Genomic DNA, 26,504 nt, shown 5'->3' with positions numbered 1-26,504 from the left:
CGCCATCGTCTTAATCTTCATCAACGGATCATTAAGAACATTTAAGGAACAGGCCCCCGAGTCAGTCCACTACCTGCCATGGCCGGTGCCTGAACCGGAGTGTAAATCGGGAATGCCTTCTCCCCTTTACCAGCCTGGCGAACCGTCTTGGCAATAGTTCCTGCTTTCCCGATTCCCTTATCTCCTATAATGCCAATTCCAAGGGAAGTGAGGCCATAGGTAAAGAAAGCAGTCCTGCTTTGGGCATCTCCATTTACGACATCCCGATCCCAGGCATCGGTAACCGCCGACCAGATATATTTCGGCATATCCAGAACTTGGCGCACTTTTCCTATAGGGTCATTTATGATGCCTAAGTAAAATTCCTGGTGCTTCCTTTGGTTTTCGAGCAGCTGGTCACGGTTAAACAGCATTTCACTGCCCAAAAACAATGGGCTAAATGGGCCCATGATGGTTCTGCCCAGCTCATAGGTTGACTTCAGCCCATCCCATGTATCCCCTACAGCTTTGGATGCCCCCTCAATGACGCCTTCAGCTATATTTTGAAGAATATTTTGCGCGCTTTCTGGATTTGGATTCGATACTTCCTCGTGGAAATCCTTCCAGCTGAGAGATTTAGGCTGGTATTGAGCCAATGATAAGCTGCTGCTTTGGAACACACCGGCCAATTTTTGGATGTATTGGTTCATGAGAGACCGATCCTGAAGTAGTGGGTCCAGCTCAGCTGTTTCCCGATGGTCGTCTCTTTAACCATGAATTAACAAAAATAAATGTGCAGTATAAATCTTTCACGGCTTGATTCCACGGAGCGCATTGATACAACTCTATGTTTAACCGTTACCAAATCCTATGATTACTTATATCTAACTCGTCATTGAAAGCCCACACAAAAAAGAAACCTTGAAAGGCATACAGCCAATCAAGGTCATCTTATTCTATAAAAATGATTATTACTTAATATCATCATATGCATCACCTAGGGAGATAAAATCACTTCTTAGCCAATACCAATATTGCCCTTTATTTTTTACAAGTCGTTCAAGTAAATCAGTAAAAGAAGTAGCAATAATCTGGGATTCACCAACAAGCCCATGGCGGTCAAAAAAACTATCGTAGCATCTACCTAGTCTACCTTCATTGAGGTCAATCGTTAAGTATTCATCCGTTCCATCATTACAAACAATATACCAGTTAGATGAAATATCTTCTTCACATAATTCTCCTACAATTATTGGATTTGCCAATACAAACTTATCAGGAGACACAAGATAAATTGGATATTCCTCATTTTCAAATAAAACTAATCCCCCACAAAGATTATAAAACTCTTTTAAATCACTAGGTAAAATATGCTTGCCTTCATCAATAATGGGTAATCCAGAAGGCTCGAAGACACGACAATGTGGTAAAGTGTTTATTTGTGTGAGCAATTGCTTTATCTTTTCCATTAGCTTCACTCCCGATAATTATATTTATTAAAGGAATTATAATACTTTTGTCGGGCTGAATTGGGAACATTTGCAGCCTCAAACATTTTTTCTGTAAGTTCTTGTATCTCCCTTGGAGAGACTGATTGCCAATCAATTTTGCCCCCAACCTTCTTACCTGTTTTTTCATATAACCATTCTCTATAAACAACTTTTGTAGCAGCATGTTGTTCTTTAGTAAGTGCTACTGTTGGTGTATTCCCACCTCTACTTACATAGTTTGGAACATTATGCTTTGCCCAAACATCCATAACACCATGATGATTTTCTAGAGGTGAATTACTTGGTCTATATGGTACTACATCATTAGGGTTAACAGTTTTATCTTTACCCTTAACCCCATACACATCATCCGTCATCGTCTTTATCTTCGTCAACGGATCACTAAGAACATTATAAGGCAATGGCCCCCCGGTCAGTCCACCACCTGCCATGGCCGGTGCCTGAACCGGAGTGTAAATCGGGAATGCCTTCTCCCCTTTACCAGCCTGGCGAACCGTCTTGGCAATAGTTCCTGCTTTCCCAATCCCCTTATCCCCAATAATACCAATTCCCAGGGAAGTGAGGCCATAGGTAAAGAAAGCAGTCCTGCTTTTGACATCTCCATTTACGACATCCCGATCCCAGGCTTCGGTTACTGCAGACCAGATATATTTCGGCATATCCAGAACTTGGCGCACTTTTCCTAAAGGGTCATTTATGATGCCTAAGTAAAATTCCCGGTGCTTCCTTTGGTTTTCGAGCAGCTGGTCACGGTTAAACAGCATTTCACTGCCCAAAAACAATGGACTAAATGGACCCATGATGATTCTGCCCAGCTCATAGGTTGACTTCAGCCCATCCCATGTATCCCCTACAGCTTTGGATGCCCCCTCAATGACGCCTTCAGCTATATCTTGAAGAATATTTTGCTCGCTTTGTGGATTTGGATTCGATACTTCCTCGTGGAAATCCTTCCAGCTGAGAGATTTAGGCTGGTATTGAGCCAATGATAAGCTGCTGCTTTGGAACACACCGGCCAATTTTTGGATGTATTGGTTCATGAGAGACAGATCCCGAAGAAGCGGGTCCAGCGCAGCTGTTTCCCGATGGTCGAAGTCCTCCAGTTTCTCGACGGTTTCGCGGCTTGAATCCTCTGCCCGCTTGGATGCCTGGATAAAGCGGTCATCCTCCAGCCGTGGAAGGGTAACAATGTCGCTAACGGACTTCATGATTCCATTCGCTTCCTGTGTCAGTTCAGCTGTGATCTGAAGAGTGATTTTCAGCCCTTGTGTGAGTTCATGCTCGAGGAATTCCTGGCGGATAAAGCCTGAGGTGGATGGTTCAAGAGCTTTCAATGAACCTATAAAACTTTTTAAGTAGGATTGATACTCGTCAATCCAGGTTTCCAGGAATTGCAGGAAAGGCAGGTGGCATTCCTGGTAGAACGCACGTATAGCCTGGCCGCCCTGTCCTTTAAAGGCATCTTCAAGAGACACTAGCTCCTGGATGGATGCCTGAACTTGGCTTACCTGTTCTTTCAAGATCGTTAATTGATTACTCGTCTTCTCGATTCCTGCAAGCAAGGAATCTGCTTCTAAAACCTTCTACAGAATCAGCTCCGCTTTGTAAATTCCAATTTATTCTATTTCTATCTTAATAGACTCTGATTCTTACTCCAATAGGAATATTGGCATAAAATAGTGTAAAAGTACATCTGGGGTGTCGATTTTTTAGAGTAAAGTAATCATAACCTGGATAACCCATAAAGCTATGAAAAAAGAGCTACAAAAATAAAAGATAAGGACTCCAAAATGTTTATTTTTATAATATTTACAATATTTTAACTTTAAAGGAAATAAGCGATGTAATATCATGGTAAGCGGAGGCTTACTCCATTAATCTGCCTGCTAATATCAATTTCTATCACGTTTTTTTCTGCACTCCATTTGGTTTCAACTATTAACATCTCATTCAATAAAACAAGATGTTAGTAGAAAAAAATACATAGGAGGCATTAACATGCTGAAGAAATCAATGATGTTTGTCTTTGCGGTAGTCCTGTCGTTTGCTGTTTTTCAATTTGACATGTCGACAGCATCGGCGCTGCCGAACGGAATTCCTTCCAAGTCCACCGCCCAATCTGAATTAAACTCGCTGACTGTGAAGGCCGAGGGATCTATGTCTGGCTATACGCGTGATCTTTTCCCTCATTGGATCAGCCAAGGCGGCGGCTGTGACACTCGACAGGTGGTGCTCAAGCGGGATGCTGATTCCTACAGCGGGGATTGTCCTGTAACGTCCGGTAAGTGGTACAGCTACTATGATGGCGTCACTTTGACCTCTCCGTCCGATCTCGACATCGACCATGTTGTTCCATTGGCCGAGGCATGGCGTTCTGGCGCGAGCAGCTGGACCACATCCAAACGTCAGAGCTTTGCCAATGATCTTAGCGGCCCGCAGCTGATTGCCGTGTCTGCCAGCACCAACCGCTCAAAGGGAGACCAGGATCCTTCGACATGGCAGCCGCCCCGTTCCGGTGCCCGCTGTGCATACGCCAAAATGTGGATTGACACTAAATATCGCTGGGGGTTAACCCTGCAGTCATCCGAGAAGTCGGCACTGCAAAGCATGCTTAACTCTTGTTCCTACTAATCTTATTAATGCTTTAAGCTGGTACTGCCAACCGGCGTTTGTAATACTTGCAGTGTAACCCCCCAACCACAGAAGGGAGTCATTCAATTGGAAAAGAAGACATCAATCTTTCACGCAACTCATGGTGTAATGACGAATGAAGTCGGTGTGATCAGCGGGGAGCTCGAATTGATCACTACCTGCGATGATGATGGTGCCCTCAATCTCTCCATCACATATGTCGGCGCTAAAGAGTGGTACACGCTGCCGGGGAAGGACTACCGCCTGCACGACCCTCGTGACCATGAGGTTGTTCACCGTATGCTCGCCACCGTGCTGGAGCGCCCCTCATAGTTCTGATAGCTATAAGAGGGGTTTTGAACAAGCCGTTTTATAAAGCCAAAAAGCAAGCTTTTTTCCAGCTTGCTTTTTTGAAATATTCTCATTTGGAACCTTGCCAAAGCCTGACCATCTGCTTCCGAAAAAGGGTCCCGGACTGCTAAAAGCGTGCTTTGAAGCAGCATTGTTCAAAGCACGCTTTTTAATAACTGGATTGCTCGATCACTCTTATGGGCCTAATCCTTTATAAACACGCGAAAGGCTATAGATGCTATTTTAATGATTCCCTATATATATCACGCAGCTTAGCTGCATTATCATGCCACACAACGGGCTGATGATTAACAATTTGGCAAAATACATCCAGACATCTATGCCAACCTGCTGCAGTGTTCACTGCCCATGAATCATCGTCAAAAGTATGGGTGAAGATCATTTTGCATCCTTTACCCTCTTCCTGCAATGAAATGTTTAACAGATCATCAACTTCACGGAAACCAAATAAATATGGCGCTTCTAACTCTGTAATGATACCGGTATATGTCGTTCCTTCCCCATCGTCAAAAGCAATTTCACCGCCAAGTTTAAGATCCATCTCCCCTGTTGCAAAAGGATACCATTTCGAAAAGTCACCAGGATTTGTGAGGACATGAAAAACATCTTCTGGATTATGGGGAAAAAATCGTTCAAATCTCAAAGCATAACGACCGTCAACTTTATGTAGTGTGCCATATTCATTCATCATTTCATGCTCCTTTTTTAATCGCTATTCGCCTTTAATTTCAACCATTGCAGGATTGTGCACTTAAAAATACAAACGTATGTTTCTTTATTATAATCAACTTTTACGATTCTTTAAACATCCTATTAGCCAGTCTGCTATTCAAAAAAAGAGGATATATGCCCGCCTATCGAACATAATATCCTCCTTATTAAAATAGTCTATTTAACTATGAAGGGTCTTACTGCAAGTAGGACCCTTAATTCAACTGTTTTTCAAAGCATGTTTCTGCGCTTCTCCTGGAAAAAATGAAGGAGCTTTACTCACACCAATTTCTTTACGTTTGTCTCTTTCACGAAACTCAAAGCTGCCAAACGAAGTGCTAGATTAAATTAAAAACTAAGATCGTCCCCATTCGTTGCTATCACTTTCTTATACCAATCAAATGATTTCTTCTTTATTCTGTTTAAGGTTCCATTTCCTTCGTCGTCCATGTCTACATAAATAAACCCATACCGCTTTTTCATTTCTCCCGTTCCGGCTGAAACTAAATCAATGCATCCCCACGGTGTATAGCCCATTAAATCAACGCCGTCTAAGGTTACGGCTTTTTTCATTTCGGCAATATGATCACGGAAATACTGGATGCGATAATCATCTTCCACATATCCATTTTCATCCACTTTATCAATAGTGCCCAACCCATTTTCAACAATAAAAAGCGGCTTTTGATATCGGTCATACAGCTCAGACAGGGTATATCTGAGCCCCACTGGGTCAATCGCCCAGCCCCACTCTGTTTTTTCCACGAATGGATTGTCATCTCCCATTTGGCCGCCCGTATCCGTATTCTGGACGATTTCTGTATGGTAAACACTGCTGCGGTAATAACTAAAAGATAAAAAGTCCGAAGGATGCGCCCTGATGATCTCGTCATCCCCTTGTTCTTTTTCTATGGTTACTCCCAGCTGTTCAAAAAAATGGTCCGCGTAAGAAGGATAGTAACCTCTCATCATAATATCGGAATAAATCAAAGCGCCTCTTCTATAGTCCAAGGCTCCAAATACATTTTCAGGCTTACAATCCTTTGGATAGATGCAGCTTAAAGCAACCATGCAGCCAATCTTCGCATCTGGAATAATCTCGTGACAAAGCTTATTCGCACGGGCGCTCGCAACAAACATATGATGCTTTGCCTGATAACGCACCTGTGCAGCAGCTTCCCTGGTTCCCATAAAAGCGTAGCCATTGAGTACATTAATTTCGTTAATAGTGATCCAATACTTCACTAATTCCTTATATCTTGTAAAAACCTCTTTGCACATTCTTAAGAAACATTCAATCGTTTCACGGCCGCCCCAGCCATTAAAATGCTCCGCCAAATACGCAGGGGTTTCAAAATGATACAAGGTGACTAAAGGTTCGATATTGTATTTTCTGCACTCTTTAAAGACATCTTCGTAAAATTTCAATCCCTCTTCATTTGGCTGTTCTCCTTCAATTCCGCCTTTTGGGAAAATACGGGACCAGCTAAGAGATAACCGGAAGCATTTAAACCCCATTTCTCCATATAGTGCAATATCTTCTTTGTAACGGTGGTAAAAATCAACCGCCTTATGGCTTGGATAATAAATATTATCGTCAATAAAGCCTGTTCCCCCTTCTGGAATCGTATCTAATTGGGGATCCCCAGTTGGCCGTCTGTTTACCATTGTTTTTCTGCCATCTTTTAACTTGATCGTAATCTTTCTTGGACGGTCTGCAGAACCATTTGTAATGAAGTCGCTGGTCGCCAGCCCTCTGCCGCCTTCATTGTACCCGCCTTCATATTGGTTTGCAGCGGTTGCCCCGCCCCATAAAAAATTCTCCGGAAATGTTTTTCTCATCTAGGTCCATTCCTTTCTTTATTCAAAAGTAGATCACGAAACCATCATTTTTATAAAAAAAAGCCCAGAATGTTGGGCTTTTACATGACCGATTTTTTTTATTGCAGGTTTGAAGGCACTTAATGATTTACTGCCAGGTGCAGAGTTCGTTCTTAATCCTTTTTAATCAGCTTGTGCAAATCAATTATTTCCCTGGCTAACTCTTTAAGAGTCAATGCAGTCATTAAGTGGTCTTGTGCATGAATCATAATGAGGGGAATCTCAAATTCAGATCCGCCTGCCTCTTTTTGAATTAAATCAGTTTGAACATGATGTGCTTCGTTGAAGGCTGAATCTGCTTCGTTCAATTTTGCTTCCGCTTCATCAAAATTTCCTTTTTTCGCTACTTGCATCGCTTCCATCGCGAGGCTTCTTGCATTCCCAGCATGCAGGATTAATTGAAATGCAAGACTGTAAAGTTCTTCTTTATTCATGATGATTAACAGCCTTTCATATAATTTACTAGGAAAAGAAGATTCCCTTTCCTGCCATTTTGGTTACCCATTAAATGTTTAAGCGATATGTTCTTTTCCGCCTGTGTTCATCGCATCTTCTTCTCTCTTCTTCGCTCGATCATATATTTTGAAGAATGGTGTATAGATTAAGAAAGAAATAAGAATGTTCACCACATTCATCACGGCCCCTGAAATATGCCCGCCACTAGCCAGATAACCGGAGATAATAGGCGGCATTGTCCAAGGTACGGCTATACCTACTGGCTTTGCTACTAATCCCATATCCATTCCAATGAAAGTTACAATAACTGTTACGATTGAAGTAAGGACGAAGGGAAGGATCATGATTGGATTTAACACAATCGGCATGCCAAAGATTAATGGCTCATTAATATTAAAGATACCAGGTCCAAGTGCCAAGCGGCCAAGATTTTTCATTTGCTTGGATTTAGCAAACAATACCATTGATAGAACCAAACCAAACGTTACGCCCGTTCCGCCGATGTGAATGAAGTTATCCCAGAATTGCTGCGTAACAATGTGAGGCAGAGGTTCACCCGCCTGATAGGCAGTCATATTGTCACCCATGGCACCAAACCAGATTGGTTCCATTACACTTTTTACAATGTTTGTACCATGTAATCCAGTAGACCATAGAACCGTTACGAATAACTCAGCAACAATCGTTCCGCCCAGAGTAAGGCCAACCATTTTTAACGGGTCACCTAACACGATGGTTACTAAATCATTGATACTTTCATAAGGAGTCAATTCAACAAGTAAGCGGATTACCCAAACCGTCACCAATACAAAAAGCCCCGGAATTAAAGAAGCAAATGATTTACCCACACTTGGCGGTACACCTGCCGGCATTTTTATCACAATATCTTTTTTGACGACCCAGCGATAAATTTCAGTTGATAAAATAGCAAAAAGTAAGGCAACAAACAACCCTTTACTGCTCAAGAAGGCTTTTGAAATGGCTCCCGTTACCAGAACTCCTTCAGCATCAGCTGGGGTAAAGGTGAAACTGAACGGTGTTGTTAACAGGAACGCGGCAATGGAAATAGTACCCGCACTCATCGCATCAAGCTTATAACTTTCTGCTAACCGGTATGCTACCGCGAATGCTGCAATAATGGACATGATATTGAAGGTAGCATCAACTGGATAGGATAGTTTTGCAGCCCAGCTGGCACCAAAAATGGACGTCATCCAATCGGCATATCCCGGAATTGGAAAGTTAGCAATGATTAAGAAAATTGAACCGATCACAATGAATGGCATCGTTGCAATAAGGCCATCGCGAAGAGCCAATAAGTGTCTTTGCCCGCCAATCTTTGCTGCAACAGGCATAACTTTCTCTTCTAGAAAGCTATTGAATTTGCTCATCTTGTTACTTCCCCTCTTAAACTATTTTTTATTTACTAGGTTTATAGCTGTTTTTAGAACTTCAGCCCCATCACACATCCCGTAGTGAACTGGGTTGATTGCCTCAACGGGAATATTCTTTTCTTCCCCTAATGTTTTCATTTTTGGAAGCAGAAACCGGACTTGCGGCCCTAAGAGAAGGACATCTGCATTGTCAACGTGGAGATTGATCTGATTGGCTGGAACTGCCCAGATTTTCCCTTCAACACCTTGTTCTTCTGCTGCCTTTTCCATTTTAGTCACCAGCAAACTTGTACTCATCCCTGCTGCACAGCATAATAAAATATTCATTCCTTTTTACCTCCTATATAATAAAAATGGTTTTTGAAAAATATGTAGCCTATTTCTCTAAGCTGTCTATAAGTCTTTTCTTTTGTCTCTTTCTATTTACAGTTTATTTTGAAAGCGTTTCATTTTACAGAAAGGATTTTTCCGTTACGTAACGGAAAAAGGCTGAACGCCCTTGTTTATTCCGGCAAAAAGGAGTATCCCTTTTGGAATACTCCTTTGCAAAACTACTCGTTTTAACAATCATTTAATAGTTTTATTATTTCTTCAGCTGATCCGCACTTTAGCACCTTTTGGACCATAGCACTGTTTTCAATTAGCGTAATAAGCCTTCTATACATCCGTTCCAGGTCATCACCAGGCTCTTTTCGAACATTTAATAAACAGACAAATTGAACCATCTGTTTATCAGCCCATTCAACAGGCTTTTTTAATGTGCACACAGTCCAAAATGTTTCTTCTGTTTCCGGTGTAAGCGGGTGAGGGACGGCGACAAGGTTTCCAAAGCTGGTTGGAGCCAATGCCTCCCTCTCGAGCACTGAATCTGCATAATTTTCAGATACTAATTTTTGTTTGTATAACTCTTCACACATAAAACGGATGACGCTTTCTTTATCCTCAAACTTTTTATGAATAAAAACTCTGGATTTGTCTAAGTAGCTTTGTTCCTCGTACCCGTTTACAGACGATAAGCCCTCCCGGATACTGGCAATATCACCTTCACCTAAAAAAGTATTGACGACCTGTACAGGGACGCCCAAATCTCCTTTTAACGGTATTGTGCTAATAATAAAATCGATTGAGGACAAGTCGTATTCATTCAGCTGATAATAATTAGTGGTTGCCACAATATCGAGTTCATCTTTAAATTCATTTTTCAAGCGGTAGAACAATAGCCTGGCGCTTCCCACGCCTGAAGCACACACAACAATGACCCGTTTGGCCTTCTTTTGCAATGTCTTCATTCTTTCTAATGCCACGCCTATATGTATGGCAATATAGGCAATTTCGTGTTCTCCCACTTCAACGCCCAAATACTCTCCAATACATTTGCTGGCTATGGCCGCTCCCTCAAATGCGCTTGGGTATTTCCTTTTGATGTCGTCTAATAAGGGGTTCCGAATGTTCATATTGTAGCGTAATCGATTCATCGCAGGCCGAATGTGCAAAGTCAGTGCTTGAATGAATTCCGAGTCATCGTGAAAATCCCAATTCAGTTCCGTTTTCAGTCTTTCCAGCATGCACTGAATCATCGTACCCAGCTCATCGAATTTACTAAATTCATTCAAGGTATTCTTATGAATTAATTTTGTCCCTAACAAATGGACAATAATATAATCAATTTCAGCAAGGGGGAAATGCTGTCCGGTAAATTCCTCTACTTCTTTCACAATTTCATTTGCTACTATACTTTCAAAAGGATATTTCCCGGTTAGATCATGTTCAAGGTTTTTAATAACAAACCCTTCTTCAATTCTCTTACATCCAATGGTGATATGGGTCGCTAAATTCTCGAGTGCTATATCAGAGATTTCAAATTTGTATTCATTTACTTTTTTGATGATGATTTCCTTTATCTTTTCAAACAGCTTTTTGTCCAAAAGCTGCAAAGACTTGCTGTCAATGTTTAAGTTGCTGCTTCTGCTGATAATATGATTTGAAAAGCATAGCCGCCTCATATATTCGTCGCCTTCGACACGCGTGCCATGATGAGGTTTGGAAATTAATTTCAGCTGATAGCTTTCCAGTATTTCGCGGACGATTTTTAAGTCACTTTGCAGTTTAGGCTTAGAAACAAACAGATCTTCCTCAAGGCTTTCCAATTTGATTAAATCCTTTTCCTGCAAAAAACGCTTTAATATATATAAGACCCGATTTTCCTGTATGGAGAAATCTGATTTAGAGTCATCGATCGATTCCGCTGCATTATGTGTGAACACACTCTCAAACAGGCTATAATCCTTTATTTCTAAGAGATAGCCCTTACCGCGCACCGATTCAATAGCGATCCCTAATAAGCTTTGTGATTGAAGTTCTTTGATCTCGGTTCGGATCGTTCTATCACTTACACCAAGTTCTTTTGCCATCCATTCAGCTGTAACAGGTTCAGTTGACTTCATTAAAGACAGCACAATATCCTTTTGCCGTTTTGTAACCACCTTTCTATCCCCCTTTCGTTACTCTTATTCATGACTCTTTCTGTATATATTGTTGTGACTATAAATGAAAAAATATAACTGATGATCTTGCACCTTCCACCACGAACACAAACCCTTGATAAGGGCCTTTTTAAATAAATTCCATCCTACTTTATATTTTCCTATCCAAATCGTTCTGTCAAGGTCAATGAAAAGAGAGGCTCCCCATATAAACAGCTTCGTATTGCTCGGATACATCCTCATGATCCCATTCTCTGAAGAATCACCTCCTGGAATTTGGATTGCAGGCTTTGTCATTTATCTGCTATCCATTTTTAAACCAGTAGGCAGACAAACGAACTAAACCAATAGCCTACCCGCCAAGTCACTTTGTTAGATGCAAGGTGACTTGGCAGCAGATATAGAGTACAATCTGCCTAAATACTCCGATAAGTGCTCATCTTGAAAGAATAGTTTTACCAAAATGAAAAAGGAGTGGAAATATGAGGATTATTGTATTTGGTGCAACCGGGGGCGTTGGCCAACATGTCGTGAAGCAATCATTAGAAAAAGGGATTGCGGTTACTGCTTTCGTACGCACCCATTCAAAGATAGAAGCCTCACATGAACAGCTTCAAATTGTACAGGGAGATGCCTCTAATAAAGAAGAAGTCGCCGCAGCCATTGCAGGTCATGGTGCTGTTGTGTCATGTTTAGGCTCTAATCAGGGAATGAAAAAAACAGCAGAACTTGAAGAAATGACAAAAAATATCGTAGATGGCATGCAGGCACACGGCATCCAGCGCATCGTCTACACAGCTTCTGCAGGCATTAACAAGGAAATTCCAGGAATCAGCGGAAAACTGATCATGCAAATGCTGAGAAACCCTCTCGCAGATCATCGGAATGCCGTGGATTATATTCAAGCACATGGATTAAACTACACAATCGTCCGGCCGATGGGATTAACGAACGATGCTTTAACAGGAATGTACAGGGAGTCAGAAACGGGCGTACCAGAAAAAGCAAGAACGATTCCGCGCGCCGATGTAGCACATTTCATTGTGAAAGCATTAAGCGATGAACAGTACCAGAACTCATCCATTGGCATTGCTACCTAGGTGTCCCATTAAAAAAAGAAGCTGAATTTAAAGACGTTTCACTTACTGACTTTAAATTCAGCTTCTTTATCTGGGAAGGTCATCTTTTACTATCCCTTCACTCCTCACTATCTGGCTGGGCAATTGACTGCAAATGAAATATACGAGAAAATATAAAACAAGATTGTAGCAAGAAAGGCTGATCTCAGTGGAACAACGCTCGCTTATTCTACTTGGGCTACTCATGAGCCAAAGTCAGCATGGGTACCAGATTAATGAATTTATAGAGAGAAACTTAAGTGCCATAACGGACATGAAAAAACCTACCGCTTATGCAACATTGGATAAACTCAGTCAAAAAGGATATATTGACATCCAGTTGGAGCAAGAAGGAAACAGGCCGACTAGAAAGGTGTACTCCATCAATGAGAGCGGCAAGCAATACTTTTACCAGTTATTGCTGAACAACTTATCTTCAGCTGAAAAAGTAAATTACAATGGAGATATCGGGTTGATGTTCAGTGATTTTCTTCCTCTGGAAAAAACCATTCCTGCATTGGAAGAACGTTTAAAAAATAATAAAGAATTATTGGAAACGATGAAACAAACACCTTCCCACGGAGTAAGGTCTGGAGTCAATCTGGCAGTAGAACACAAAATGGCGATGCTGGAAGCAGAAGTCTCTTTTCTTGAAAAGACTATAAAAAATCTTTCTCTTTATTCGGAGTAAATCCTTTATGGCCAGTTCAATATAAAAAAACTGATAATTACACTTAATTGGTCACTTTTGACTAATCATGCTAATTTAGATGCTGCCTTTGATTCTAGCTGTTGATTCATCATTCAACCTAATAGAAGGATTATTCATAAACCAAAAACCTCCCTGATTGCAAGATGGATCTGGAAGGTTTTTTGTATGGTTTCATATCTCTTACAAGAAATGCGAAGGGTACTTTGTTAGTAAAAGTTCCTTTATTTCTTCTGGATCTTTATCTTTGATTTCATCAATAAAATGATCAGATAGAATTTTTCTTCGGGAACTGCTTGAGAAGCCTATTTTCAGCAATTTATCAATATCCCTCAGATTTAAATAAAAATTTAATTTTACACAGGAGTAACTGTTTTCTGCTAATAATGCGGCAATTCGATTGGAGAAAGTAATAATTAAATCATATTCAATATGTTCAAGTTCATACAGTTCATTTATATTATAGGTTCCTGCCACTGTAACGTCTAAGTGATGGCGAAGATTCTCTGCAAAATAGCTGGTTTTTTCTATTGCAGAGTTACTCACAATCACAATTTTCCTGCTATTCCTTCCAATCACTTTATTTTTCATCGTAAATTTTCGAACTAGCAAGGTCAGGGCTGAGATTTGCAGTTTTGAAAACTGAACATCCATTTTTGTTTCAATAATGGGAGTCGCCTTACTCACCGTTCTATACAACTTAGGCAATACTTTATGAGTATCATCTAACTTTTTATCATAGAGATTATAATCAAGCTTATTACGAATATAACATTTGTAAATATAGGAGTACACCTCATTAAAAATTGCTTCATAGTCATAAAAAGTCGTAACAATATGGTCTTGAACTTGATTGATAAAAGCGAGCACAGCCATCTTTAATCTCGTGTCCATAGGAGGCGGTGAAAACGACATATAGTCAAGAGACGCGGCCAAATACGTGAAAAATAAATTCTCCCTTTTTTGATTTATGAATAGCTGATAGTTTGGGACCTTTAAATCAAGTTCCATTTCTGCTTCCAGCATATATCCCTGTCTAAACCGATATAGGCTAAGAACTAAGCAGAGCAGGCAGAATTTCTTAGAAGGATATGACATTCTTACTTGATTCTCTTTGATAAACTTATTTAGTATGTCCTTTGCCTCTGCTATATCCACTTTGGCCATTTCAGCAAAAACCTCGAAAATCATTTTTTGCAGCGGATTATTGGCTTTCCGATTCATTAGATTCCCAGCCGAATCGATCTCTACAAGAGAAACTAGAATTGATGCAGTTAGAATTCGATAGGACCTTTCAGAACCTGCAACTTTCATTCCCTTTTTCGGGACAACCTCAAATCGCAGATTCCTTTTATTCAGATACTCAGTAAGCGCCTTATTATCCTTTTTCTTTGTCGTTAGGCTCATTCCCATCTTCTCATACAGCTTTGAGACATTGAGAATAGGGTAAAAAAAAGAAAAAACAATAATAGCGCAATCCGTTCCTTTTGTGATGAAATATAATGTTCAAGCTGCAGATTGCTTACAAAATCAATATAGTCATTATATTTTAACTGACTAATAATGGTGTTTTTTTCTATTCTAAGCTGTTTATCATCTGGAAGATGCAAGTTAATATTCATCATATGTCTTTTTAAGCTATTTGAACTTCGTCCGAAAAGCTGATCGGAATCTGCTAGATCTAACTTTCCTTTTTCCTGAAGAAAACCAATAAGTTTTAAGTCAAGACTATTAATGCTTATTGGGATCAGCCCCTTTCAACTAAAAGATTGTATAAAAAAAGCATAACCTAACAAGACAGTAAATTAAAATGCAGATTTAGTGTACTTTTCACTCCGGAGTATTGAACCAATGTCCAGGTATCTTTTTGGAACAGTTTCAGACCATAAAGTTCCCTTGAACCGGATCCTATTAAAAAATAAAATCAATATGAAACAATAAAAGCAAATAATAGATGTTTAATAATTTCTTTGAAGAGTTCCCTTTGCTTTTATAGCTGATGTTTTAGGGTGCTCAAAAAAGGGCAGGAGAGGATAGCATGTTTAAAAAACTTTTTAAGAAACAAACGGCTTCAGAAGAGATTGTAAGCCCTGCTAACGGGGAATTAATGAAAATAGAGGATGTCCCAGATCCTGTATTCAGTCAAAAGTTAATGGGAGAAGGAATTGCTGTTTTGCCATCAGATGGAAGGATTGTGGCCCCTGCTAGCGGCGAAATCATCCAGTTAGCTGAAACTAAGCACGCCTTTGGCATTAAAACGGACCTGGGCGCTGAGATACTTGTTCATATTGGGTTAGAAACTGTAGCTTTAAAAGGCCAGGGTTTCAATCCAGCAGTAAAAGTGGGGGATAAGGTGTCAAAGGGACAGCTCATTATAGAAGCTGACCTGGAGTTTATTTCTAAAAATGCGGCAAGTACAATTATACCAATGGTCGTAACGAATAGCTCAGAGGATTTATTCACGTTTACATGGAAAACGTCCACTGACGTTACCAGGGGAGAAAGTGAAGTCTTAGCGATTACATTAAAATAAAGAGAGATTAAGCAGAATCTACTAAAACGGCTGCAGATAGCATCCGTTTTTTCAACATGTTCTGTGATTTGCTTTTACTATAAATGAGGAAGCAGGGATGTCATTGAAACTATTTGCACTTGATCTGGACGGCACACTGCTGTCTCCTGACAAACAAATTTCACAAGAGGATGTTGAGGCTATCCAGGAGATACAGAGAGATGGTCATATTGTGATGGTCTGCTCCGGACGGGCTCCTGAAGATATTAAAGCCATTCTCAGCAAATATAATCTTACGTGTCCAATAGCGGGAAGCAATGGGACTGTTGTAGAGGCTGACAATCACATAATAAGCCAGATTTCAATGGAACAGAATGATGTAATCTCCATTATTCAGAGATTGAACGAAATGGTTTTCCCCTACTGTCTCTATACGAATAATGGAATCTACTTCCCGGATGATTGGTCAGAACGGGTAAAACAAAGTATCAAAGGTTTAGGAAATACAGATTTTCACCGGTTTATCGAAAGGCCACAAATCTCTGTGCATGTGAATGTTTTTACAGACCATACCAAACTACTGCTTGATAAGCATATAAAGGTTAACAAACTGTACATTCTCACGTTTGGTCCAGATCGAAGAAACAAGCTCGTTCCCTTTTTGAATGATTATTCAAATATTGCGGTTACTTCATCAAGCTCTATAAATGTTGAAATTATGCATAAAGGTGGACATAAAGCCGTTGGCCTGAAAAGAATGGCGGAATATTATAATATCCCTTTAGAAAATACTGTGGCTATTGGAGATAATCTTAATGACATTCCAATGCTAGAATGTGCCGGCTATTCGATTGCAATGGACAACGCAGACAAGGAAGTTAAGAAAATATGTGACTTTGTCACACTGTCCAATTCCGAAAGCGGTATCTCACATGCTTTAAAGCAATTCAGGTAATACAAGTACGCTCTACCCTTACAGAAAGGAGAATGGCTATGAAAATACTAAAAGTAAAAGATTATGATGATATGAGCAGAAAAGCGGCTGAGTTTGTTGCAGAAAAGGTACGCTCTAATCCAAGTCTAAACCTTGGATTGGCAACAGGCGGAACTCCAGTTGGCTTATATGATTATTTAATAAAAGATCATTACAAAAATCATACTTCCTATCGACACGTCACTACGTTTAACTTAGACGAATACATTGGGCTTTCGGGAGAAAATCCTTATAGCTATCGTTATTTTATGAATGAACACTTGTTTGACCATATTGATATTGTAAAGGCCAATACATACGTTCCTCAGGGAGATGGGAATAATCCAGAGAACCAATGTATCGAATACGAAAAGCTGATCATGAAGCATGGAGGAGTGGACCTTCAAATTTTAGGAATTGGAAGCAATGGTCATATCGGTTTTAACGAACCGGGGACATCTTTTCAATCGGAAACACATATTACGGAGCTAACCCAATCAACACGAGAAGCAAATGCACGCTTTTTTAACCATATAAACAACGTTCCATCCCAGGCCATCACAATGGGAATTGCCAGTATAATGAGAAGTAAGGAGATTTTACTGCTAATTTCAGGAATTAATAAAAAAGACGCTTTAACTCAACTGTTAACAGGTGAACCGAATGAAAATTTCCCTGCATCCATATTGGAAACACACCCCCATGTTACACTAATTGCAGATGCTGAGGCGCTGGGAAACGCAGCTTTTTAATCACAAAAAAGCCATGAAACGAATGGAGTATTCCTGTTCGATTCATGGCTTTCGTACTGAATCACGTTATAGTGGCATCAGTACTTCTATTAGTGTTTTTATCACTTTTTAACAGGGATAACTGATGAATGAGCATATCGACGATGACAAAGAAGCCAATTCTTGAAATTTTGTCGTTTCTTTTGGTGTCGGAGGTATGTGTATAAACATATAAATTATCATTCGTGTAACTGGCTAATTTATTGGACTGGAAAGACGTTAAGCTGATGATGTCAGCCTTTTTAATATGTACTTTTTTTGCTGTCTCAACAATCTTTTCGGTATTGCCAGACAATGAAATAAAAATAACCAAATCGCCTTCCCTGACGAAATTCGTGAAAAGTTCTGATAAATTATAATCCTTTATGAATACACATTGGATCCCAATGGACAATAACAAATGTTCTAAATAGCTCCCCACTGCTTTACTTGTCCCTCTCGCCATCACAAAGACGTTGTTGGCTGAAAGAATTTTTTTCGAGCAGCTCTCTAATGCTTCTTCGCTTACAAGTGTAAATGTTTTATCCACACTATCCCTTAACATGTCTCGAAACGAAAGCCCCTGGCTGGATTCATCAATTTCTTCTTTTGCAAGCGTACTAAAATGATATTTAAGTTCTTTAAACCCGCTAAATCCGAGCTTTTGGGCCAAATTAATGATGATGGTTTTGGATACGAAGGCAGCATCCGCTAGTTCATTTATTTTCAGATATGGAATGATTTCTTTATTATTTAAAATATAATTGAGGACTTTTCTTTCACTGGCAGTCATATCGTCATAGTTCTCTAAATAATTCATCATATAATCCCTCGAATTATGGCAGTAGTTAAACACACAGTTTATTATACCATGACAAAAATGGAATAAACATCAGCAAAAAACCTTCCATAAAGCTATGGAAGGTTTCTTGGCTAAATCAAGACTTCTTCTGTCTCTTGATATTTCGTGAAAATTCTGTCTGCCGTATCTTTCGCCCTCACAGCCTCTGTTTCAGCAATGAAAGAGGACAGCCCGGTGTAATTCCTTGGATCAATCATCTCCTGGATTTCTTCATCGGTAAATTCGCTGGCAATTAACTCATTTGCCTTCAGGCTGGTATAGAAATCCTCCCCTTCAGAGGCGGTTTTCATGGCAATCTGATACATCAAACTATGTGCTTGATCTTTCCCTAATTTACTCGATAACTTCATCATCACATATTCACTGTTGTCTAGTCCTTTATTACGTAATGCATTATGAAGCATACGCTCTTTATGGACCACCATTGTCCTTGTTAATTCCTCACAGCGCAATAGAACCTCTGTTGTCAGTTCCAGCGCTTCTTCAAGGATTCCATCAAACAGCATATAGGAACTGCTATCCCCCTCATATGGCCGGACAGCCGAGTACATGCCCACTCCAGGCAAGGAATAAAGTTTTTGTGAGTTTGCGATAATTCCCTTTGCCAATTTCGGATTTATTTTATGCGGCATTGTGCTGCTTCCTACTGTGCCTTTGCTAAATCCCTCAGATACTTCTGCAATTTCCTCGAGTGTCGTGCTATAAACTTCCTCTCCGATTTTATGGCAGACATTTGTAAGAAGGCTTAAGTTCATCATGTATTCAAGTTTATGTGTACTGATGTTTCTTGAAGGGACTTGCATAGGATACATCCCGACTAGTTCTGCCACACGTTTTTGCACACCAATTCCCACTTCAGGCATGGAGCTAAACGCACCAACGGCGCCCCCCATCATCACTTGGAATACTCTTTTCTCAGCTTCTGCCATCCGCTCAAATGCATTAATAAATTCACTTATCCAAACGGACACCTTATAGCCATAAGTGATCGGGATGGCGTGACGGCCATGTGTGCGTCCAGGCATCACTGTATCTTTATTTTCGAGTGCCAGCTTGCTCAAATTATTTAGTATTTGTCCGATAAGATTCATAAATTTCGTATGAACTTTTTTCATAATATAAAGCTGGGAGCTTTGCTGGATATTTTGGGTAGTAATCCCATAATGAACGTATTTCCCGCTTTCACCAGGGCAAGCCTTCACCAATACCTTTAAAAAGGGAACAAACCCATGGCCGATTTCCCGATAGATCCGGTCCATTTCCTCGAAATCAATATTTTCAACTTTGGCTGCTTTTTTAATATCATTGGCAGCCGCTTCAGGAATAAATCCTGCTTCCGCCTGCGCCTGGGCCAATGCTGCTTCAAATAATAGCCATGCTTTATATTTTTCTTCTTGTGTAAACAAATGTTTAATGCCTTGGTCATCTATCGTTTTGCTTTTTGAATCATATAACGCCCGCATTTTTATTTCCTGCCCCTCTCATGTTATCATCCACTGCATTTCTGACAAATTCCACCTGAGGACCAAAAACAATATGAATGTGTTTATCCGAAGGGAAGAAAAAGCCTGTACAACCGGATTTCTGCAGCAAATCTTTATCGATGTTTTTCACATCACCTAAGTCGATTCTTAACCGCGTGATACAGTTATCTACATTTAAAATATTTGATCGTCCGCCTAATGCGTTGACAACGATATCCGCAATTTCCCCGTAGCGTTTTTCTTTAATCAGAGTATTATCCAAAGCTTGCTCTTCTTCTCTTCCTGGTGTCTTTAAATCAAACTTAATAATTGCCCAATAGAAGATAAAGTATGTGGCAACAGCTAATCCTGTCCCAATGAGCACCAGATAGATCCAGTTTGTATTTTCATAAAGGAGGCCGAAAATCGCAAAGTCAAAAACGGTTCCGCGAATGTAGCCGATTGCGACTCCTGCAAAGGATAAAAGGACAGCTCCTATACCGACTATACATGCATATAAAACGTATAATAATGGTGCGATAAATACGAAAGTGAATTCTAATGGTTCGGTTACATTCCCTAATAGAGCAGTTAATACCATTGTCACCAGCATCGATTTAACATATGGTTTATTATCCTTATGTGCCGCTTTATACATAGCAAATGCAATGGCCGGGAATAAAAACATTGTGACCAGCATTTGCTGCTGTGCCATAAACCTGGTTAACTGAGGCATCATGCTCCAATATTCGCTGTCAGGCCCTTGATTAAAGAGAACTTCGGTCAGAGCAGGAAGAACCCCCACATAAGTTTTTCCATCTATAACATAGGTTCCGCCAGCTTCTGTAAATCGAAATAAAGCATTCCACACATGGTGTAGCCCAAACGGAATAAATAACCTCTCACCCGCAGCTGTAAAAAATGGCCCTGCAACACTTAAGAATACGACTGATAATTTCATTAACACTCCGACCATGAATTCCCAAATGAACGGAAGCAAAAGGCCTACTGCCGTCATAATTCCTATCGTGATAATAGGCACTGATTTTTTCCCGGAAAAGAAGGCCAATGCCGTTGGCAGCTCTAAATTAATATATTTGTCAGTTGCCCAGGCAGCCACCAGACCTGTGATGATTCCTCCAGCAGCACTAATATTCATTGTTTGAATTCCTAAAACGCTAATTTGCCCATACTGGGTCATAACCTCAGGATCTGCCATTTTTCCTGTTATGGTCAGCCATACATTCATCGCAACAATTAAGGTTAAATACCCAGCAGTTGCGGCAAAAACGGAGATCCCCTTGTCTTTTTTGCTCATGCCATAAGCTACACCCATCGCAAATAGTAGAGGAATATTATCAAAGATTATACTGGCAATCGTACGAATACTGACTAAAGCAGTATGGATTCCTTCATTCCCTAGAAACGGGAATCTTTCGATCATATATGATTGAACTAAAGCGCCACTTATACCCAAAATCATCCCAATTGGTGCTAATACCCCAATAGGCAGGAGAAGGGTTCTGCCAAATGTCTGAATTGAGCTGCTGACTTTTCTCTTACTCACCGAGCTGCCTCCTTTAAATTTTATATGGCAATCTTAACAAGAGGGAATGACATTTGAAAGCGCTTTTGATTATTACTTCATGACTTAGGTCACCAAATCTGACTTAGGTCATTTTTAGGCATTTAACCTCCTATCGGCTTAGAAACCAAAACTTTATTGGATTAACTAAAGGTTGCGTAAAAAGAAGCGAATTAACCAAGTTTTTTGAGTTCCAAGCGCGACTCAAATTTTGTTATCCTGCTTATTAAAGTTAATATTATTCATTCAACTTCCAATTAGTCACGTTTGACTAATCAACTATAAAATAATATAATTTTATTAAATTAGTCACACATGACTAATCAAGCAAATCTAAAGGAGTATTTCATTGTATCAGGCTTTGAACAGTGATTTTCTCTTTCCGTGGAACAAAGGGAGTTTGTACTTTTCTTCATTAGCAGTTCTCATTAAAAAATTTTAAGCAGGGGGAATATGAAATGATTATCGTAACAAACCGAATTAAGTTGAAGTCAGGATTTGCAGAAAAAATGGCGCCCATGTTTACAAGACCAGGTGCCCTGCAGAAAATGGATGGCTTTGTAAAAGTCGAAGTATTAGTGACTAAAAATCTTCCTGAATATGACGAACTCAATGTAAATATGTATTGGGACACAATGGAAGACTTTACTCAATGGAAAAACAGCGATGCTTTCAAAGAAGCCCATACAGGCCCAGGTAATGGAGGTCAGGATTCACCTCTTATGGGAAGCGAAATCATTATTTCTGAAGTGGCTTCAACTTTAGAGGCCATTAAATAAGAACTTGTATTAGGGGTTTTTCATTCGTTCACTTTTGCGCTATGCCCCTTCTTCTGGGCTCTAACTGGTATAATGACCATAGCCCTGATGAAAAGAATCTAATTAAATCTGCACCCCTAAAAAGGAGCCAAAATAAGCAATGGATTACTTGCTATTTTTGGCTCTTATACTTTAGCGTATTATGCAGACAAACTATTTTCTGCCGCTCAACATCATTGCATTTCCCAATACCTTTTTATTCAATAAGAGTTTTGGCAATTGAATTACTTCCGAAAGGCTGCATCTATTTAATTCTGATATACCATGCTCCTTTAAGGCTTTCAAAAGCTCCTCTTCATCCCCAAATATCTTCTCATCCTTAAACAAGTCCAAGAAAACAAATTGACCGCCAGGCTTTAGCACTCTTAGTGCCTCTGTCATCACTTCTATTTTATTTTTTCTATCTTTTACTTCATGAAATGTCAGGCAGCTGACAATGATATCAAATTCACCATCATGAAGAGGGAGTTCTGCAGCGCTGGCTTTTGTGAACTGAACCCTATCATGAACGCCTTCTATTTCAGCATTCAGCTGGCATTGCGTTTTCGAGTATTCCCAATTCCCGCCCCAATAATCAATCCCAGTTAAAGAAGACTCAGGAAATTTCTTTGCGAGTTTAATGATCAGCGAACCACTGCCAGTTCCTATATCCAGTACCTTTTCTTCGCCCACCCCATTGAGCTGGGCAACCATTACATCATGTATCTTTGACTGATAATTTCCCCCAAATGCTGCAAATTGATAAACAGAGTAAGAAAGGATGAATGCTATATAAATAAAAGGCAGGGATAGGATCCCTGAAAGAACTCGAAGATATGAATTAACAGGCAGTAATGTAACTAAGAGGAGAATGAGTGAAATACCCAAGAATATAAAAAGTTTGTGAATTCGAATCCACGTCTGATATTTAGGATATGATTTCAAGTTATCCGCCGTCCTATACTAATCTATTTTTACCTATGAGTAAATTCCCCTGTTATTTCTCTTTTATTTTTTCCATTTCCCGTTTAAATACTTCTATGCTTTTGCTCATATAATCATTGATGATTTTAAACTCTTCAGGAGTATAATTTGAGGTGACTTTCCCCATTTCCTGCCCAAACGAGTGAAAATAAGGGCCTATTTCAAAGGCAACCTTTTCAAAATTTGCTTTAATGTTTACTTTTCTCCTATCATTACTATCTCTTTCCCTATAGACAAAGTCTTTTTTTTCAAGCCGGTCGACAACCGTAGTCACCATTCCTGTTGACAAACCCGTAATAGATGCTATCTGTCCAGCAGTGAGTCCTTCGAATGGAATGATCCCCAAGACTTTATAATCGGTTAAATTTAAGCCCGCTTTTTCTGCGATCATTTGGTGAAACATGATTAAGGCCAAGCTGAACTCTTGTCCCAAATTAGTTGGTTCCTGTTCTCGCGAATCATGATTTGCAGTTGACAATTTCATCAGACCCTTCTAATATAAAATTAACTCTAAATTAGAGATACTTTATTTTGGAGATACTTTATTTTTGAGTATAAATAAATTATAAGAAAATAATGAGGAGGTGACAATAATGCCAGAGGATTATATAAATATCTTTTCCTATAGCATTCTGCTGCCTATGAAGGAAGGATTTCAAGTATTTGTTTGGTCCAATAAATTTTATTTTACCCACCATTTGCTTTTACTTCTTTCAATACCCCTTTCAATTACGCGATTCTACCAGGTAATAAATAAACGAAGCATCAAATATTATGGGCTTCTCGAAATAGGAGTGTGGTTATTTAGACTGCTGCAATATTCATTAATCGTGTTTATTGGCAATGACTTGTCTATGGAGAATATATTTTCTAAACATGTGTGGAGTAACATCATTCAGGGCTTCCATTTTATTGATTCAGATCAACTAATCTGGGATCTTATTGGATATGCCATCATCTTTGGAATGTATAACATTCTATTGCTTCTAGTTATATCGAAAAAATGGACAAAAAAAGCATTTCCTCATCATACCCACAGGGAGACTATTCACTCCGCAATAATATTAGGCTTTAATAATTTATTCCTGATCCCTGTTGGAGTAATTTATCTATTAAACATTATTAAAATTATCTAATTACCTTAAAGAAAGGACCTGATATTATTAGACCCTTAGAATTTTGGCGCTTTGGAAAAATAGGGATAGAAACTTTCCTATCCTCTATTCTCTTTTTCTACAGCCATTTAGCTTTAGTGATAGTTTCGCTTATTCCCTCTATCATCCGTGCATATCAAATGTGGACTTCAGATACACACTTTTGGTTAGAAGGGATTGTTGGAATTACGAGGGCCTTTCTCTTCCTGCTGATTATCAGCATCATGACAGGGGCTAATATAAGAGAACTCCAACATAAGAGTTTTTGGGAAAAGCTCGCCAATTCGTGTTCCAATACTTTTAATAAGAACTGGCCATATGGTTTTATTGCTCAAATCACAGCCTTCATCGTTCTGTTATATGGATTAGGAAATGGAATAATCATCATAATCAGCGCACTTTTTATACCCTTCATCACATGGATGGGCATAAGCCCGCAGGATCCTAATGCCGCCTATAATGCCTGTGTATACTTTCTAAAAAACCTGAGTGTTATTCCTCTGGCTATGGTTTATATACTCAACATATGCGGAGTAAGATCCACGAACTAGTAATGTGAAAGCTCCGTCAATTAACAAAAAAATGCGGACTTCACTGTTTCCACCAAGAAATTGAGCAATGCCCTTTCCCCTTCACCTCGGAATAGGTCGGTAATAACAGATCACGTCGATTCATAATATTTTTATAAGAAGGTAAATACAAGGAGCGTGAAGCTGTTGAAAAAAGTAAGGGTTCGTTTACGGCCCATTGTCAGCAGGATTAATTTGCCTACCGTTTTAAGAACAGCTAAACTTCCGGGTGACTCTGTTGAAAGATTGTTTATTGCAACCCAGGTGGGGGAGATCTTTTACATAGGAAACGGAGATATTCGAACTTTTTTAGATATTCGGCCGAACGTAATCGAACTGGGAGCTTCAGGTGGCGGGTATGATGAACAGGGATTGCTGGGGCTGGCATTTCACCCGGATTTTTATTATAACGGGCTGTTTTATCTTCATTATTCCGTAAAGGGGACACAAGGACCTGGTGCATTGCAGGATTCCTTTAAACCTGACCCGTGTGATCCTAAAACGTTAAACCTGAGGTGGGAAAATAGAAATACTCAATTTGATCATATTGATACAGTTGAAGAATGGATTTTACAATCAAACGGTCCCCAAAAACGGCGGACCTTGCTTAACTTAAGAAGACCTTTTGCCAATCATAATGGGGTCAATAGCTTAAACTTTTCACCTGAATCGGGAAAACTTATTTTAACAACCGGTGATGGCGGATCAGGCTATGATCCTTTTAATTTAAGTCAGGATCTTATGGAGATTGCAGGTAAAATCATTGAAATTGACGTATCTCAGAATATTTTTATCGCTAACCCACCCGCTGTCACACGTTTTAATGAGCTTCCTGTTCCTGTTCAGGGGTCCCTTTCGGTAATGGCCAAAGGGGTTCGCAATATTCCTGGCATTTCATTTCAAAGATTTAATTATCAATATATAAAATACGCAGGAAATGTCGGACAGGATTTAGTAGAATCCATTTTTTCATTTATTCATTATAAACCCATACCTGTTACCCAGCTCACTCAAGCTTCTTTACGGAACACTGAACCTAACCAAAGGGGATTGATTAACTTTGGCTGGCGGGGATGGGAAGGTGCACTTCCCACTTCGTTTATAAGGGGCTGCGCGAATGATTCAAGTCTGGATGAGAAAACACTGGCTTTTTACAATGAAGCCATCAAAACTTCAGTGATCCGTCTTCCGCCATTAACCAGTTATTATCATCAAGATCCCAGACCCGATAAGTTTGAAGGAACTGCCCTTACAGGAGTCGTGCCTTATATGGGGTATGAAATCCCCGATTTAACGGGAGCTGTTTTGTTTACCGATCTTGTTCGGAAAGGAGCTCAGCCTCCTGCTAGAGGAGTTTTAGCTTATACCAGAGTAAGAACAGATGGCGTACTGAATGATTACAGTATGATTGATATCGTTGATCCATTTGGCTCCCAGCCTGCTTTTTATGTTAGTCTGGGATCTAATCAGGATCAAACCAGATTATTTTTAGGGGTAAATGGTTCTATGAGGGTGACTGAGTTTAACCAAGGGACTGTTTTTGAAATTGTTCCATAGTCCTGAAAAAAAGGGGAGCTAATCGTCCCCTTC

At 39.7% G+C, this 26,504-nt stretch carries 25 protein-coding genes and 1 pseudogene; 10 read left to right on the top strand and 16 right to left on the bottom strand.

The genetic code is table 11. The annotated features are described in order from the left end of the window. Positions 1–41: 41 nt before the first annotated feature. The 4 genes and pseudogenes from NSQ49_RS13105 to NSQ49_RS13090 all read right to left on the bottom strand — a co-directional run. Positions 42–689, bottom strand: coding sequence for a hypothetical protein (locus NSQ49_RS13105; protein WP_201306514.1), 648 nt, complete (start codon positions 687–689; stop codon positions 42–44). Between the two features lie 261 nt (positions 690–950). Continuing rightward, positions 951–1,448, bottom strand: a complete 498-nt coding sequence (locus tag NSQ49_RS13100; protein WP_159863587.1) for an SMI1/KNR4 family protein — start codon at positions 1,446–1,448, stop codon at positions 951–953. Between the two features lie 5 nt (positions 1,449–1,453). Further along, the gene (locus NSQ49_RS13095) at positions 1,454–1,846 is read right to left on the bottom strand and encodes a sugar-binding protein (protein WP_285869889.1); all 393 of its coding nucleotides are present in this window, start codon (positions 1,844–1,846) and stop codon (positions 1,454–1,456) included. Between the two features lie 648 nt (positions 1,847–2,494). Further along, positions 2,495–3,061, bottom strand: a pseudogene (locus NSQ49_RS13090) (T7SS effector LXG polymorphic toxin); the annotation flags it as partial. A gap of 427 nt (positions 3,062–3,488) precedes the next feature. Between NSQ49_RS13090 and NSQ49_RS13085 the strand changes: the two are divergent. Together NSQ49_RS13085 and NSQ49_RS13080 are read left to right on the top strand one after the other, a co-directional pair. Next, a complete protein-coding gene (locus NSQ49_RS13085; RefSeq protein WP_251283868.1) occupies positions 3,489–4,121 on the top strand; it encodes an HNH endonuclease family protein in 633 nt (210 codons plus the stop codon). Between the two features lie 87 nt (positions 4,122–4,208). Continuing rightward, positions 4,209–4,454 carry a hypothetical protein gene (locus NSQ49_RS13080; RefSeq protein WP_251283869.1) on the top strand — a complete coding sequence of 82 codons (246 nt, stop codon included), beginning with the start codon at positions 4,209–4,211 and terminating at the stop codon, positions 4,452–4,454. Positions 4,455–4,710: 256 nt separating this feature from the next. On the opposite strand, the gene NSQ49_RS13075 is transcribed toward NSQ49_RS13080, so the two are convergent. From NSQ49_RS13075 to NSQ49_RS13050, 6 genes are all read right to left on the bottom strand, one after another. Next, entirely contained in the window at positions 4,711–5,181 is a 471-nt protein-coding gene (locus tag NSQ49_RS13075) for an SRPBCC family protein (protein WP_251283898.1), read from the bottom strand. A gap of 371 nt (positions 5,182–5,552) precedes the next feature. Continuing rightward, the gene (locus NSQ49_RS13070) at positions 5,553–7,046 is read right to left on the bottom strand and encodes a family 1 glycosylhydrolase (protein WP_251283870.1); all 1,494 of its coding nucleotides are present in this window, start codon (positions 7,044–7,046) and stop codon (positions 5,553–5,555) included. A gap of 152 nt (positions 7,047–7,198) precedes the next feature. Beyond that, positions 7,199–7,519 carry a PTS lactose/cellobiose transporter subunit IIA gene (locus tag NSQ49_RS13065; protein ID WP_159863591.1) on the bottom strand — a complete coding sequence of 107 codons (321 nt, stop codon included), beginning with the start codon at positions 7,517–7,519 and terminating at the stop codon, positions 7,199–7,201. Between the two features lie 78 nt (positions 7,520–7,597). Next, positions 7,598–8,932 carry a PTS cellobiose transporter subunit IIC gene (gene celB, locus NSQ49_RS13060; RefSeq protein ID WP_251283871.1) on the bottom strand — a complete coding sequence of 445 codons (1,335 nt, stop codon included), beginning with the start codon at positions 8,930–8,932 and terminating at the stop codon, positions 7,598–7,600. 21 nt (positions 8,933–8,953) lie between these two features. Further along, complete coding sequence (locus NSQ49_RS13055) at positions 8,954–9,262, bottom strand: PTS sugar transporter subunit IIB (protein WP_251283872.1); 309 nt, start codon at positions 9,260–9,262, stop codon at positions 8,954–8,956. 233 nt (positions 9,263–9,495) lie between these two features. Continuing rightward, positions 9,496–11,418 (bottom strand): BglG family transcription antiterminator, encoded by a 1,923-nt coding sequence (locus tag NSQ49_RS13050; RefSeq protein ID WP_251283873.1) that lies wholly within the window; start codon positions 11,416–11,418, stop codon positions 9,496–9,498. Positions 11,419–11,900: 482 nt separating this feature from the next. On the opposite strand from NSQ49_RS13050, the gene NSQ49_RS13045 reads away from it, so the two are divergent. Next, the gene (locus tag NSQ49_RS13045; protein WP_251283874.1) at positions 11,901–12,518 is read left to right on the top strand and encodes an NAD(P)-dependent oxidoreductase; all 618 of its coding nucleotides are present in this window, start codon (positions 11,901–11,903) and stop codon (positions 12,516–12,518) included. A gap of 187 nt (positions 12,519–12,705) precedes the next feature. Next, a complete protein-coding gene (locus tag NSQ49_RS13040) occupies positions 12,706–13,227 on the top strand; it encodes a PadR family transcriptional regulator (RefSeq protein WP_311315918.1) in 522 nt (173 codons plus the stop codon). Positions 13,228–13,428: 201 nt separating this feature from the next. Here NSQ49_RS13040 and NSQ49_RS13035 read toward each other — a convergent pair whose 3' ends face one another. Further along, the gene (locus NSQ49_RS13035) at positions 13,429–14,739 is read right to left on the bottom strand and encodes a PRD domain-containing protein (RefSeq protein ID WP_311315921.1); all 1,311 of its coding nucleotides are present in this window, start codon (positions 14,737–14,739) and stop codon (positions 13,429–13,431) included. Positions 14,740–15,283: 544 nt separating this feature from the next. Here NSQ49_RS13035 and NSQ49_RS13030 point away from each other — a divergent pair. The 3 genes from NSQ49_RS13030 (at position 15,284) to nagB (ending at position 17,482) form a co-directional block, all read left to right on the top strand. After that, on the top strand, positions 15,284–15,778 hold the full coding sequence (locus tag NSQ49_RS13030) for a PTS sugar transporter subunit IIA (protein WP_251169696.1): 495 nt from the start codon (positions 15,284–15,286) through the stop codon (positions 15,776–15,778). A 97-nt stretch (positions 15,779–15,875) separates the two neighbouring features. Continuing rightward, positions 15,876–16,712: a Cof-type HAD-IIB family hydrolase gene (locus NSQ49_RS13025; protein WP_251283876.1), complete on the top strand. Its 837-nt coding sequence runs from the start codon at positions 15,876–15,878 to the stop codon at positions 16,710–16,712. Positions 16,713–16,750: 38 nt separating this feature from the next. Then, positions 16,751–17,482 (top strand): glucosamine-6-phosphate deaminase, encoded by a 732-nt coding sequence (gene nagB, locus NSQ49_RS13020; RefSeq protein ID WP_251283877.1) that lies wholly within the window; start codon positions 16,751–16,753, stop codon positions 17,480–17,482. A 61-nt stretch (positions 17,483–17,543) separates the two neighbouring features. Here nagB and NSQ49_RS13015 read toward each other — a convergent pair whose 3' ends face one another. The 3 genes from NSQ49_RS13015 to NSQ49_RS13005 form a co-directional block, all read right to left on the bottom strand. Next, complete coding sequence (locus NSQ49_RS13015) at positions 17,544–18,323, bottom strand: MurR/RpiR family transcriptional regulator (protein WP_251283878.1); 780 nt, start codon at positions 18,321–18,323, stop codon at positions 17,544–17,546. A gap of 110 nt (positions 18,324–18,433) precedes the next feature. After that, on the bottom strand, positions 18,434–19,825 hold the full coding sequence (locus NSQ49_RS13010; RefSeq protein WP_251283879.1) for a class-II fumarase/aspartase family protein: 1,392 nt from the start codon (positions 19,823–19,825) through the stop codon (positions 18,434–18,436). Next, a complete protein-coding gene (locus NSQ49_RS13005) occupies positions 19,809–21,392 on the bottom strand; it encodes a PTS transporter subunit EIIC (protein ID WP_251283880.1) in 1,584 nt (527 codons plus the stop codon). The genes NSQ49_RS13010 and NSQ49_RS13005 overlap by 17 nt, the downstream gene beginning before the upstream one ends. Positions 21,393–21,868: 476 nt before the next feature. Here NSQ49_RS13005 and NSQ49_RS13000 point away from each other — a divergent pair, with 476 nt between their 5' ends. Then, positions 21,869–22,189, top strand: coding sequence for a heme oxygenase (locus NSQ49_RS13000; protein ID WP_251283881.1), 321 nt, complete (start codon positions 21,869–21,871; stop codon positions 22,187–22,189). 192 nt (positions 22,190–22,381) lie between these two features. On the opposite strand, the gene NSQ49_RS12995 is transcribed toward NSQ49_RS13000, so the two are convergent. Beyond that, entirely contained in the window at positions 22,382–23,152 is a 771-nt protein-coding gene (locus NSQ49_RS12995) for a class I SAM-dependent methyltransferase (RefSeq protein WP_251283882.1), read from the bottom strand. Between the two features lie 52 nt (positions 23,153–23,204). Next, the gene (locus NSQ49_RS12990) at positions 23,205–23,675 is read right to left on the bottom strand and encodes a MarR family winged helix-turn-helix transcriptional regulator (RefSeq protein ID WP_251283883.1); all 471 of its coding nucleotides are present in this window, start codon (positions 23,673–23,675) and stop codon (positions 23,205–23,207) included. Positions 23,676–23,784: 109 nt separating this feature from the next. On the opposite strand from NSQ49_RS12990, the gene NSQ49_RS12985 reads away from it, so the two are divergent. Both NSQ49_RS12985 and NSQ49_RS12980 read left to right on the top strand, forming a co-directional pair. After that, entirely contained in the window at positions 23,785–24,327 is a 543-nt protein-coding gene (locus NSQ49_RS12985; protein ID WP_251283884.1) for a hypothetical protein, read from the top strand. 734 nt (positions 24,328–25,061) lie between these two features. Beyond that, complete coding sequence (locus tag NSQ49_RS12980; protein WP_251283886.1) at positions 25,062–26,471, top strand: PQQ-dependent sugar dehydrogenase; 1,410 nt, start codon at positions 25,062–25,064, stop codon at positions 26,469–26,471. Positions 26,472–26,504 lie beyond the last annotated feature (33 nt).

This window comes from Cytobacillus sp. FSL R5-0377, assembly GCF_038004385.1.
GTDB lineage: Bacteria > Bacillota > Bacilli > Bacillales > Cytobacillaceae > Cytobacillus.
This window is presented reverse-complemented; position numbering and strand designations above follow the sequence as displayed.